This window comes from Desulfosarcina variabilis str. Montpellier (assembly GCF_048565275.1).
Classification (GTDB): domain Bacteria; phylum Desulfobacterota; class Desulfobacteria; order Desulfobacterales; family Desulfosarcinaceae; genus Desulfosarcina; species Desulfosarcina variabilis.
Window position 1 is genome coordinate 7,441,436 of sequence record NZ_CP159846.1, and the last position, 12,743, is coordinate 7,454,178.

Consider the following 12,743-nt stretch of genomic DNA (forward strand, 5'->3'; position numbering starts at 1 on the left):
GCTATTTAGTGTCCGTCCAGAAATGGCCAATTTTCCCGATATCGGCGTTGCGCGAAAAATTTAATCCTCGGAATATCAACCATATGCCTGTGGTTAAATTTTTCGGGCGCCTTGATCTCAACCAAATTTTCCTATTTCTGGATGGACACTATTTAGGGATTATCTGATGCCTTTGAAAACGAATCGGCTGTCCCTGCATTTCAGGATAAATGCAGGGACAGCCTGCATGGCGAGAATCTAATGGGGGTGATTAATCGCTTGCCATAGGATGCGCCATGTACGGTGCCCATTTCGCCTTTTGGTCCAGGCGGGGAATCCACATGGGTTCACAATGGGGATATTGCCATTTAAAATTGTCTACTTTTTTGATCTGGAAACTTTCTTCCAAGGGGTGCGAAAAGACCTCCCTTAGATGCCGATATTGGAGCCAGTTGAACTCTTCTCTGACTTCATTGGGTTTTATTGTTGGGGTAGCCCCATCCGGCAGGTACTTCAGGTTGTCTTTCAGATCGCGCAAGCGCTGAAGCAGTTCCGGTTTCGTATATTTCCATTTTATTTTGCAGTCATCCATCTGGCTGGCCGGTGTATCCGGTTCATACTTCCATGCCGACCACTTTTTGTACGGCAATGGGTTGGCTTTGTTGGGGGTACCGAATATCTTCATGGCATTCCATGATTGAACGCCATCCTTCCATGCCCCCATCCAGGTTTCCTGTGTATCGATTCTCTGGAGGACCACGGCATGACCAAGGCTGGGGTCGAGATTGAGAGTCCCGAACTGGAGCCTGCCACCGGTAACATAGATAAGAGAATCGGCAATACAGGGCGACTTGCCCCCCATGCCTCTTAAGATCGTACGGTCGACAACGTTGTCCGCAAACAGCTTGTCACAGATCAACCGGCAAATGGCAGCCGTATAATACAACGCTTCGCAGGAATGGCCATGATACTTGATGATATCCTTCATGCCAAATTTCAGGGTATGTTTGAAATACTGGCCGGCGGTGCCTTCAGTGAAAATGGACTGGAATTCCGGCAGGTATTTGCATTCTTCCATAAGCGGGGCATAAAAGGTTGCCTTTGAATCGGTATAGTCTGTGCCCCTGTAGATATATTTGGGCGGCGGGCCGAACGCTTTATCTTTTTTCCTGCTTTCCGCCTCAACAGCTTCCAGTTTTTTCTGTTTTTTACGCCAATATTCGGCAATGGCGCTTTCTTCATCCGCCGCCACTGTTTTGGACGAAAATCCGCAGCCAATCACCGCCGATCCCGCTGCAAGCGCCAACGTGCCGACCTTTTTCAAAAAACCTCTGCGTTTTCCGACATCCTGCTTTTTCGGCTGATTCATTGATTCATTTCCTTGCTTTAGTGGTCATATTGTTTGGCATATTCCGCATCATTGTACATCCCCTCACCATACAGGCTTTTTCCGTATTCACCGATGATCTTCTGTCCTTTTTCTGAGGCTAGAAAATCGATAAACTGAGAAGCGATTTCCTGGGTCTTGCCGTTTCCGGCAGGCTGGCAAAGACCGTGATAAGTATTGATTAGAACTGGATCTCCCCTGAAAAGCACCTTGAGATGGTTAAGATCCTTCTTGCCGGCAACCCAGGTTGACGAGTCGGTCATAAAATATCCATTCACCTGATCCGCTTTTTTCAGGGTTGCCATCATAAAATCTTTGGTGATGATATACCAGCTGCCCGCCGGCTTGATGCCTGCCGCGTTCCAGATCGCCAGTTCTTTTTTATTGGTGCCGGAATTATCCCCCCGGGATAGAAAATTGGCGCCTGCGTTGGCAATCCTGGCATAGGCATCGGCAGCGCTTTTGGCCCCTTTGATCCCTGCCGGGTCATCTTTAGGTCCCACAATGTAAAATTCATTGGACCCGATCAGCGTTCGCTTGATGGCCCAGCCATCCTCAACCGCCTTTTTTTCAGCTGCCGGTGCATGAACCATGACAAGATCGACAGCTTTACTCTGCAGCAATTTTAATGATTTGCCGGACCCGGCTTTTACCCAGCACATGCTGGTGTTGTGCTGGGCGTTGAATGCTTCTGCCAGCTCTTTTAAAAGGCCGAGTTCTCCAGGGCTGCCGGTTGCCAGTTTGAATGTCGGTTCCCCATTACCGTAAGTGGCTTTGCAGGCTCCCGCCTGGCAAAACCCTGCCACCAACAAGATCAGAAAAAACGATAAAAAAATAAGTTTGCATGTCTTGATTCGTTTCATTTTGCCCTCTCTTGAATTTTGGGTAAGCAATAGTTTTCGCTATCCGATATAGGGAGCGATCGTCGGCTATTTGCCGTCGGATGCGTTGAGCGGAAATTTTTTATCATGCCGGGAGTCTAAATAGACGATATAAAACGAACCCGCTGTGTCTGGCAAGGCATAAATGATTATCAGCGTTCCCAGTAATATGGACAAAAAGCACCCTTTTAGCCCAACCATCATCAACGGCCCCAAGAAGACTCATTTTCATTGATTTTGCTTATGGCAGGAAAGTGGTCGCTATGATGATGAAATCGCGCTGTATCTGACTGATAAATGGCAGGTGGCAATTTTTCTCATTCTTAAACAACACCGGGGGTAACCCTTCACTTTTTATCGGGAGGCAGAAAATCCGGATATAATTTTCGAGCACAGTCCGGGCATATGCTATGACTGAATTCAGCCTCGGAATGCTCGCTGATAAAGTTTTCGATTTGTTTCCAGTAGCCTTTGTCGTCGCGGATTTTTTTACATGACGCGCAAATAGGCAAAAGCCCGCTGAGCGTTCGGGCCTTGTCGATTGCATCCTGCAGCTTTTCGATAAGCTGCTCACGCTCCTTCTCCATGCGTTTGGCATCGGTAATATCCCGCATGGACTGGATGGCACCCACCACCTGGCCCTGGGCATCGACCAACCGGGAGGCCGTGGAAGCGAAATAGCGTCCGTCTTGTCCCATGGATGGATGAAAGGATTCGCTGGCGATTAGAATTCCATTTTCCTCCTTGACGCTCAAGTGGTCCGCCTCCCATTGTTTGTCCCGCTTGAGGGCCAGATCGATCAACATGGGTCGCGGCCTGCCATAGAGTGGTATGGCATGGGCGTAGTTCCCTTTGCCCATAATATCCTTTTGGTTGATCCCGGTTATGCGTTCGATGGCCCGGTTCCAGGCAATCACGCAGCCGCTTGTATTAATGACCCAGGTGGGGTCGGGCAAAAATTCAATAATGTCGTTCAACCGCTGACGTGAATCGGCCAGCGCCTGTTCGGCCCGTTTGCGATCTTCCACTTCCTTTATTAACTGCCGATTGGCATTGGCAAGTTCGCTGGTTCGCTGTTCAAGCTTATCGGCAAAGGATTCCTGCAATTCCACCAGTTCCCGGGTGGAACGGCTGATTCGCCTGGCCGTGGTGAAGGTGAGCACCGCAAATAGAATCGTCATGCCCCCCATGGCCAGATGAAGGTCATCATCCAACAATAGAAAACGAATGGTGATCGGGGCCAGCGCGGGAATGCTAAAAGCAAGGAAAACCGGAATGATCGGGGAAAAGACACCGACTGCACCAGCGACCATACCGCCCAGGACAAAAGCGATAAATGCCTGATGGGCAACAGAATGAACCGGAAACAGAAAAAGCGCGGTTCCGCCCCACAGAACGCCTGGGATGGAAATTCCCCAAAACAGCACCCAGGTCCAGCGCCGAATGTTTTTTTCCTGGTCGTCTGCCCTTAGAAATTTCAGATTCAGAAAAAACCTTGAAATGGAGGTCAATAAAATCAGGGAGAACCAGATCACCAGATTCCAGGCAGGAATTTGCCACCGCAATATGAAAACAAGAAGCGCAGCGTTCACAACCGTTGCAAGGATCGCGATGTTCGAGCGCATGTATATCTGCTTGACGAGTACCGCGTTCACCCTATTGGTCATTGGGGAAGCGGTATCCTTCACATCGGTCATGACACCACCATACTCAGGCAATAGCGGACAAGGCCGTTGATAAACGAAATCGACTGCAGCTTCAGATCAAAGCAAAAATCATGAATTTAATAATTTTGTCATAAAATAAATTTCTGTCAATCGATGAAAATGCATGAGTAGATATGTGACTGACGTCACGGGGGCCTTTAAGCCAACACGAATTGTCTATATTTCAATAAGTTGAATTGGCTCTTTGTGTTATTGCATCAATGTTTGCAGGATACGGACAGACACGCTGTGCTGGATGGTTTTTTCAATTTTCTTTTTTTCCTGGGTCCCCTGACCACGTTCAATTGAAGCCGGTATATGATCGCCCCATAAATACCGGCCATGGCAAACAGGAACGCCTCCACCAACATAAACAACAGTTCCGAACGGATATTGCGCAGTGTCGTGGTAAAGATGGCAATGCCCAGAATGTATATAACCACAAGGTTTAACGCGCCTAAACGGGTTTGCTTTTTGCGGCCCGACATTTCCGCCAAAAGATATCCCAACAGCGTAAAGGCTGCGATCACCTCAACAAACCTTGCGATAAACAAAACACGCTCTGCCTGATATAGCGAATGAAAGTCTCCACGCAGTGTCCATTCGCCCAGCGGTATGGTGGTCGACCATACAGACAAAAGGAAAAGATAAAATAGGTAAATCGGAAAAAGACGTTTTAGTGTCGGCAACTCAAACCGCCGTTCCGTTGTATGGTTTTTTTTCCAAACACAGCATGAAAGCTGGGCGGCAAAACCAACAAGCAGCCCAACCCCCAAAATGGCCAGGGGAAAACGCGTCAAGGCCGGAGCGGCACCGATCATGAACCATCCAGCCGCATAACTGAAAACCGCAAGCCCTATCCGCTTTGAACTGTACATAGAGCGGTTCACGATTGCGGATGAAATCACTCCGCCACCGTAGATCCCAATCAGAACCATCAACCCAATACGAGATATTTCATTGCCCATTGAAAATCCCCCCAACCACAATAACGGAACGAGGAGATAGACAGACCATATCAACGGCAGGCGAAACCCAAAAATTTCCGGCACACGTCCTTTTCTAACCATTACCTGATGGTAGCCCGCAACCGCAGCCCCCAGACAGGCTCCTGAACCGTTCATGATGAAGTCAATGACCGAAGAACATCGTGAGGGAAGGAAAAGTTGACCGACTTCGAGAAGACCACTGACCACCAAACCAAAGCAAAGCGCCATAATCGAAGACTTCAATCCAAATTGACCATGGATGATCTGAAAGAAAAAACCGAGCGGAACAAAAAGAACGATATTGGTAAAAACATCTGAGAGATTACCGCGTAGTGTGAACTGTACGGACTTCGGGATGCTAAATGCGAAAGGGATTAGTGTGATGATAGCGATCATGAGCGTCATGTAGGCCAGTAGCGTATAGCCCAACACCCGTTGGCACCGCTGTGTGCCAAGCAAATCAGCAGAGCATCTATTTTCTTTTTGCGCGTTAAGCATGGGAAAGATAAATGGGTAAAATTCAAGGTAGAATACATAATATCAAATCAGCGTAACATTGAAAAGGATAAGCGCCACACGTTTTTTGGCACTACTGAAAGGGAATGGGTAAATGTGGAAGGATGGTGTTCAATATGAAAAACCGCCTGGCCCATATTGCGGGCAAGGCGGTTTTCGTTCACCAATCAATTTGAACTCACTATTTTAGAATCCGGTTATCCGGAAAGATCCAGCTGACATTTTTTCCAGCATAGCGGCATGATTTAACTGGTCTATGGGCCAGTGTGTTAACCCCAATGTTGCATAAAAAAAACTAAAAACCATAGGTAAAGCCTAAAATAATATCAAATTCCGGGGCAAAATCATCGAGTCCGATCCCGATCCCGCCTTTAATGGACAAGTCGTCCATAATCGCATATTCAGCACCACCGGTAAGCCGAATATCATCTTCATCATCATTTTTGGTGATCGTATATATGTTCCACCGTTGAGAAATATATTGTTTGCTATAGGTGCTATAGGGGTTGCTGGCATAGGAAAATTCACCATTGACACTCAGACTTGGGGTTACCTGACAAATTACTCCACCGCTGAGTTGATATTGGATTTCTCCTTCCCACTTGTCCGATCCACCATTTTTATATTCCACGTCCATATCAGCGTTTTTGCGAATGCCTAAGTGGGCAAGCACCGCCCACGCATCGTTTACGTGGTATCGAAGGCCGCCGAAGAGTTCAACGTTGAATTCACCGCTGGCAACCGGATGCCCAATACTATCATCACCCAAGGGAAGCGTAACCAACAACCCTGCGGACGTTTCCATTTGGCTGGTCTGCAATAGTTGATATTTTAACCAAAGGTCGATATCGCCCAGGCCAAAACCATCATCATAGTCATCGCTGTCAGGGTCCCAATGAAGCAAATAAAACCGTAAGCCCATCTCTAATTGATCCAACATCGGCATAGGCATGGCAAACAGTGGCGCCAGCATAAAATCCGTACCTTTATCATCCCAATCCTGATAACGCAGTTCCGTGCTCAGCCATGGGCCACTGACCACAGCGCCGTCCCATTCCGGACGCTGTAACAGACGACTATCATTGGCTCCTTCGTTTTTCTGGGTAACGGGTGTTTGGTATGTCGCTTCGGAGTCGATCGTTTCATAGGTCGCGTCGTCACTCTGGGCCATACCAATAGTGGGAATGACAAAAATGAGTATGAGCGCTTTCAAAATCGCTTTCATTTTTTTCCTTTCATGGATAAGTTTTTGGTTTATGAAAAGATGATAAAAATCAACGTTAAATGTTAACGACTAAGGCGACAGACAAAAGGGTATCGGTGTATTTTAGGTTTTCAGATTCCGGTTTAGGACGATTATTATAATTGACTTCGTATGAAACTTTCAGTTCCAGCCAACTGTTTAATCGCGATTTGATCGCTGATGTGGATCGAACCGTGTAGGCTGATTCTTCTTTGAAATTTTTCAGATATTCCACTTCTTCTGAGAATTCAACTTTATCGTTGAATTTATAAATGTAACTGCCAAAACCGCGGCCTTCGAGAAATTCACTGTCTTCTTCGTAAGGGGTCTCACTTTCCGGATCTTCGATATACACCTCTCTGGCATAGTTGACACCAAGTTCCATGGCCAGCGTGTGACGTTCTTTGAAAGTAACTTTATATCCCGTACCAGGACCAGCATAATAGCGGTCATCAATGCCCGCAAATTCATCCTGCGTCCAGCCAGTTACCAGGTAATAATAAAAATTCTTGTAAAAATTATGATCCCCACGCAGTTCGGTAGCGTATTTTTCTGCAGTTTTCTCATTGTCTGTTTCCCCGTAAAGCGCCGACGCTTTCCATTGCGTAGAGAAATTTTTTGAAAAATCGTATTTCAGGGTGTTCTTGCCATTAAACGTTGAGATATCCGTGTTACCGGAAGCTTGAACAAAAGAGAGTTCTGCTTTGTCGGTCAGCTTCTTATCATCGCACCAAACATTTTGCGTCAGGACGATCGTGGCTATACAAAAAATACAACAATTGAGGATTAAATTCAGATTCACCTTTGGTCGCATCCAGATTCTCCTTATGGCAGATTTCACGTCAATTAAGCATTTAAGTATTTGAGAAATGTTAATCCTTTATCAGCAGAAACACATGCAATGGATGAAATAATATTAAAATACGGCAGGTTGAGATAAAAGCGGCAGTGAGTATATCGATAGATCTTGTGCGTGTCAATATATTTGATGTTTGAGAGAGAATAACCCAATAATTTAATAGATCGGTTATATAAATGGCAGTGGCACTGCGATGTCATCGCTTTAGGAATATACCGAGGTCGATTTTGCCTCTTTTTAGACACTCCTATCCAACAGTTGAGAGAAGTTTGCCGTTCGAACTGAACGACTTTGCACTAAAAAAAATCGCTTTTTTCCCAAAGGCAATTGAAAAATAAAATCAGATCTCTTATTCTGGAAATGGAGAAAAAAAATGAACTCAAAGTCGATAAAAAAGACGAATTTTCTTATTATTGGAGAAGCATCAACAACATATTTTTATGATCGCGTTCCTTATTGGTATAATAAATCAAACGAAATAGAATTCGATGATTCCCTACCACCGCTTCCGGAACTCGTTACCAATGAATTACCTGACATTAAAATTATTATCAGCCTCCGTGATCCAGTCGATAGAGCCATATCCGCTTATTACCATTGGATGAAAACAGGTATCACATCACCACGCTTAGGCCTTAAAAAAGTTGCTAAAGAATATCCAAAAATGAGAATTTTAGAATACGGATATTACGAAGAGTATCTAAAAATTTGGCAAAAGTATGTACCACAGGAACGAATTCTAATTCTAATTTTTTAAAAAGAAATAGTAAAAAATAATGAAAAAACGTTGGAAAAACTATATAATTTTTTAGGCTTGGCCCCCGATTTCAAACCAGTAAACAGACAGACTCCCATCAATCAGCGGTGGACATGGTCGCGCATTCTGTATAGGCATTATACCAGACCTATTTCCAAAGTCAGCCGCTTTGTCTACGCCTACCCCACGAGTCATTCCGACTCAAAGCATGCGGCAAATACGGGTCACAGTGACTCTGCCAGGCGCCTTTAAACAGAAACACGAAGACCTTGAAATAGCCTATCACCAGTTTTCAGCCATCCCTATCGGAATAATAATGCATTTATTTACAGACAGTTAAAATCATTTTAAAAAAAATAATCCCATTTTCTCAATAGCCTGTAGCCGAATGGTTCGTCTTTTGCTTTTGTCGTTTGGAATTGATGAACACGCTTTATGGAGTGCGCTTTCGATCACCAAATCGGCATTCATCACAGCTGTGATCTCCAGGCGCACAATTTTCCGTTGTACATGGCAAAACCATATAAGCTTGTCACAAGAAACCCCATCCCTTTAGATTACTTTTCCAACCGAAAAGTTTAACGGGATAGCTATACCCCAACCAATATAACTACTTAATTTTATTAACTTTTTTTCTAAAGCCTATCTAAAACCAACCGATAACAACAATCAGTAATCCTTACAGCAACATTAAAACTTGAGGATTGCTTTTTCATACCATGATTGGATCCAAATTTTTAAAAGTCGATTATCAAGATCAACTATTTTTCTAATAAGGAAGGAAATAACAGTGAAATTCAAATCAGTGAGGACAAAGATCGCGGGCATAGCAGGCGTGTGTCTGATTATTTCTTCGGTCTTTTTGGTTGGTTACAGTATTTTTTCAGCTCGATCGACACAGACGCTCGTCAATACCCGCGTTTCTGAACTAATCGAATCACGATCCCTGGACGGCCTGAAAAGCCTGGCCGGTGATTATGCAGGGAAAATACAGGTTACGTTTGTAGACGCCCTGGTTGCCGCCAGAACCATGGCCGACACCTTCACAGTCGCTAAATCAAGTGACAACGGGGGCCTCGAACTAGGCCGGGATCAGATCAACGCCATTTTGCTCAAGGTGCTCGAAGTCAATCCAAATTTCAACGGCACCTATTCCTGTTGGGAGCCCGACGCGCTGGACGGTCAGGACGTTGCCTTCAAGACCGGCAAAGACGGCAACAACGCTCAGACCGGCCGTTTTACCCCATACTGGAACCGCGATGAGAACGGCAACATCGCTGTTCAACCGCTGGTTGAGTATGACACGCGGGATCGCCATCCCAACGGGGTTCTCAAGGGGGGCTGGTATATCAACCCCAAAGAAAACCATACGGAAAGCGTACTGGCACCATTGCCCTATATTGTGCAAGGCAAAAAGGTCTGGCTGGCCACCCTCTCCGTTCCCATCTTAGCTGATGGAAAGTTTCTGGGCGTTGCCGGCACAGACTACAATCTGGATTTTGTCCAAAAGCTATCCGAGAATGTGGACGGCAAGATCTTTGACGGCCAGGGTGAAGTGGTTATCGTCAGTAACGATGGATTGGTGGTGGCCCACAGCGAAAAGCCGGAACTGATCGGCCAGCATTTTAAAACGTTTCAGGCTGAAAATTGGGAGCAGTATCTGGAGCAGATCAAAGCCGGTAAAAGTACTGCTTCACTGAATCCCCAAAACCACCAGTTCGAAGTCTTTGCACCGATCGAATTGGGCCGGACGGACAAGCCGTGGTCCATCATGATCCGCGTCAAACAGGAAACGGTCCTGGCCGATGCACTCGCCCTGGACAAAGAAATCTCCGCCGAAGGTCAAAGCAGCATGATGATGCTGGGGCTGGCCGGATTGGGGACCTGCGCGCTGGCTGTTCTGCTCCTGTGGTATGCTGCCGGAAGCATTGTGCGCCCCATCCAGGGTACCGTTGGAATGCTCAAGGACATCGCCGAAGGTGAAGGTGACCTGACCAAGCGGCTGGAGATTACCAGTCAGGATGAAATCGGGGACATGGGACACTGGTTCAATGTATTCATGGAAAAGCTCCAGGGCGTGATCAAGGATGTCGCACAGAATACGGGCACCCTCAATGACGCGTCTTCCAATCTGGCCACCATTGCCACCGAGCTATCCGAAAACGCTGAATCCATGTCCGGCCGTTCAAACGGCGTGGCGACAGCGGCCGAAGAGATGAGCGCCAACATGACCAATGTTGCCGCGACCAGCGAACAGGCATCCACAAATGTCAACATGGTCGCGTCGGCCACGGAAGAAATGACCTCAACGGTCAATGAAATCGCACAGAATTCAGAAAAAGCCCGAGTCATTACGGAATCGGCCGTCACCCAGACCAATGAAGCCTCAACGGAAGTGGGTCAATTGGGCCGCGCCGCCAAGGAAATCAGCAAAGTAACTGAAGTAATTACAGATATTTCTGAGCAGATCAATCTGTTGGCCCTGAACGCCACCATTGAGGCGGCACGTGCCGGAGAAGCCGGCAAGGGATTTGCCGTGGTGGCCAATGAAATCAAGGAACTGGCCAAACAAACAGCCGAGGCCACCCAGGAAATCAAATCCCAGATCGATGGCATTCAGGGATCCACGTCGGCGACCGTCAACCAGATCAGCCAGATCACCACGGTCATTAGCGAGGTCAATGAAATCGTCGGCACCATCGCCACAGCAGTGGAAGAACAGGCTGTCACCAGCCAGGAAATCGCCGGCAATATTTCTCAAGCCTCTCAAGGTATTCAGGACGTCAATGACAATGTCGGGCAAAGCTCGGTCGTGTCGGGTACGATTTCCGGAGACATCGCCGAAGTCAACCAGTCTGTCCAGGAAATTACCAACTCGGCCGGTCAGGTAAACATGAACGTCGAGGAACTTTCAAAAATGGCGGGGAATCTTCAAGCCCTGGTGGGGCGTTTTAAAGTATAGGCAAAGATTTCTCATACACCTTGAACTGGAAAAGTTTTTCTTCTCTATGGGTGGTCACACACTGAACAACTGCACAAGGAGGATCAAGCATGACAATTCCAAATGAGAATCATCCGGGCTGGCTAAAGGCAATCTCAGGCGAGGGAGATTTTAAGTTTGAATTCCTGGCGACAAAAATGGTCATGGGCAGACTTAACAGTAATTACAAAAAAGATTCTTCTCCTGCCGCCACGAAGCAGCTTATCGCCGATTTACGTGATTTTTTCCAACAAAACAGCAAACTGCCCAAGGCCCAGGCTGACTTGAAAAAAATTGTCGAAGGGAGGTAAACCATGACAACAGGCATGCATTCTATCAATGAGGTCAAGGATATGCTAACAGCGGGGAAACAGCTGTTGCTGGCCGGTGATGAAGCCGGTCTTCGTGAACTTCCCAAAGGATCCTGGATTGGCGGGACCATTCCTTATTTTATCACCAAAGAAGGTGGTCTGTGCACCAATGATCAGCTTTTTGTAACCCAACTGCCGGATTATGTAACCAACATTAAAACCGCCGTATATGACGAAAAAACGATCGCCACCGTTTACAACGATGCACCGCAACATGGTTTCAGTACGATTATCATCCCCGCCAGCTGCCCCACGCATCTCGACTTTGCGCTGAACGCGCCCACGCTCGAAAATTTTGCCACCCGTCCGCTGATCGGCTGGATTTCGGGCGTCCTTCTCGACGATCTGGGGAAAGTCACCCCCAAAGTTTTCGACGGCACCCAGGGCAAGGCCTTTGAAAATGCCGCCGTGGTGCTCAATGCCGAACTTCCCGAAAATAAGATCGTTGAGATTGGCATCGTCAATATCTTTGAGCAAGGCGATGGAGACACCATCACCTTTGCACAAAATGGGTTCAGCGCCCGGGAGGCCATGATCAACGGCGGCAAGGTCAATTTCGCCGATTATCTGGCCGAAAAAAAGGTGGATACCAAGTTGCCACTGGTGGCGGATCTATACGGTGCGATGATTAACACCAGCTTCAAAGGGGTGGACGAAGCCAATAAACAGGTGGATTTTTACGCTCCGGTGTTTGAAGGTGTCGAGTATAAAATCGCCAAACCGGTCGGTGATTATGTGGAAGATTTTCGGACCCGTATCCCGCAGGGTGCCGGAGATCATCTTGTTTTTTCGTGCAACTGCATCTTGAATTATCTGTATGCCGAACTGGAAGGCAAAAAAACGGCTGAATTCACCGGTCCCGTCACCTTTGGTGAAATCGCTTATCAGCTCTTGAACCAGACCCTGGCGTATCTTACCATCGAAGATGCCTGATACGAACAAAGAGCCTCTAAAGCCGATCCGCCCCACCACCGCCCCGGGTAACTCCCGGGGCGTTTTTTTTGTATCGGTTGGGACAACAGGCTAGTTGATCCAAAACGTGCAAAAAACGGCGTATGGTAAGCAGGACAGCAAC

General features: G+C 47.0%; 10 protein-coding genes. 4 read left to right on the plus strand and 6 right to left on the minus strand.

The features are described from left to right. Positions 1 to 250 precede the first annotated feature (250 nt). From Dvar_RS33555 to Dvar_RS33580, 6 genes are all read right to left on the minus strand, one after another. On the minus strand, positions 251 to 1,348 hold the full coding sequence (locus Dvar_RS33555) for a formylmethanofuran dehydrogenase subunit E family protein (RefSeq protein WP_419657486.1): 1,098 nt from the start codon (positions 1,346 to 1,348) through the stop codon (positions 251 to 253). Between the two features lie 17 nt (positions 1,349 to 1,365). Then, positions 1,366 to 2,229, minus strand: a complete 864-nt coding sequence (locus tag Dvar_RS33560; RefSeq protein WP_419657487.1) for a substrate-binding domain-containing protein — start codon at positions 2,227 to 2,229, stop codon at positions 1,366 to 1,368. A gap of 365 nt (positions 2,230 to 2,594) precedes the next feature. Beyond that, a complete protein-coding gene (locus Dvar_RS33565) occupies positions 2,595 to 3,944 on the minus strand; it encodes a PAS domain-containing protein (RefSeq protein ID WP_419657488.1) in 1,350 nt (449 codons plus the stop codon). Positions 3,945 to 4,171: 227 nt separating this feature from the next. After that, positions 4,172 to 5,371: a VanZ family protein gene (locus tag Dvar_RS33570; RefSeq protein ID WP_419657489.1), complete on the minus strand. Its 1,200-nt coding sequence runs from the start codon at positions 5,369 to 5,371 to the stop codon at positions 4,172 to 4,174. A 382-nt stretch (positions 5,372 to 5,753) separates the two neighbouring features. Continuing rightward, a complete protein-coding gene (locus Dvar_RS33575; protein ID WP_419657490.1) occupies positions 5,754 to 6,683 on the minus strand; it encodes a hypothetical protein in 930 nt (309 codons plus the stop codon). 55 nt (positions 6,684 to 6,738) lie between these two features. After that, entirely contained in the window at positions 6,739 to 7,515 is a 777-nt protein-coding gene (locus Dvar_RS33580) for a DUF481 domain-containing protein (RefSeq protein WP_419657491.1), read from the minus strand. Between the two features lie 418 nt (positions 7,516 to 7,933). Here Dvar_RS33580 and Dvar_RS33585 point away from each other — a divergent pair, with 418 nt between their 5' ends. From Dvar_RS33585 to Dvar_RS33600, 4 genes are all read left to right on the plus strand, one after another. Further along, a complete protein-coding gene (locus tag Dvar_RS33585; protein WP_419657492.1) occupies positions 7,934 to 8,317 on the plus strand; it encodes a sulfotransferase domain-containing protein in 384 nt (127 codons plus the stop codon). Between the two features lie 790 nt (positions 8,318 to 9,107). After that, entirely contained in the window at positions 9,108 to 11,279 is a 2,172-nt protein-coding gene (locus Dvar_RS33590; RefSeq protein ID WP_419657493.1) for a methyl-accepting chemotaxis protein, read from the plus strand. An 89-nt stretch (positions 11,280 to 11,368) separates the two neighbouring features. Then, a complete protein-coding gene (locus Dvar_RS33595) occupies positions 11,369 to 11,608 on the plus strand; it encodes a hypothetical protein (RefSeq protein ID WP_419657494.1) in 240 nt (79 codons plus the stop codon). 3 nt (positions 11,609 to 11,611) lie between these two features. Continuing rightward, complete coding sequence (locus Dvar_RS33600) at positions 11,612 to 12,601, plus strand: DUF6976 family protein (protein ID WP_419657495.1); 990 nt, start codon at positions 11,612 to 11,614, stop codon at positions 12,599 to 12,601. Positions 12,602 to 12,743 lie beyond the last annotated feature (142 nt).

What these genes read in the sequence shown, in the direction of transcription:
- Dvar_RS33565 (WP_419657488.1), bottom strand. Translation starts at nt 3,944, where the DNA reads ATGACCGATGTGAAGGATACCGCTTCCCCAATGACCAATAGGGTGAAC.
- Dvar_RS33580 (WP_419657491.1), bottom strand. Translation starts at nt 7,515, where the DNA reads ATGCGACCAAAGGTGAATCTGAATTTAATCCTCAATTGTTGTATTTTT.
- Dvar_RS33555 (WP_419657486.1), bottom strand. Translation starts at nt 1,348, where the DNA reads ATGAATCAGCCGAAAAAGCAGGATGTCGGAAAACGCAGAGGTTTTTTG.
- Dvar_RS33560 (WP_419657487.1), bottom strand. Translation starts at nt 2,229, where the DNA reads ATGAAACGAATCAAGACATGCAAACTTATTTTTTTATCGTTTTTTCTG.
- Dvar_RS33585 (WP_419657492.1), top strand. Translation starts at nt 7,934, where the DNA reads ATGAACTCAAAGTCGATAAAAAAGACGAATTTTCTTATTATTGGAGAA.
- Dvar_RS33595 (WP_419657494.1), top strand. Translation starts at nt 11,369, where the DNA reads ATGACAATTCCAAATGAGAATCATCCGGGCTGGCTAAAGGCAATCTCA.
- Dvar_RS33600 (WP_419657495.1), top strand. Translation starts at nt 11,612, where the DNA reads ATGACAACAGGCATGCATTCTATCAATGAGGTCAAGGATATGCTAACA.
- Dvar_RS33575 (WP_419657490.1), bottom strand. Translation starts at nt 6,683, where the DNA reads ATGAAAGCGATTTTGAAAGCGCTCATACTCATTTTTGTCATTCCCACT.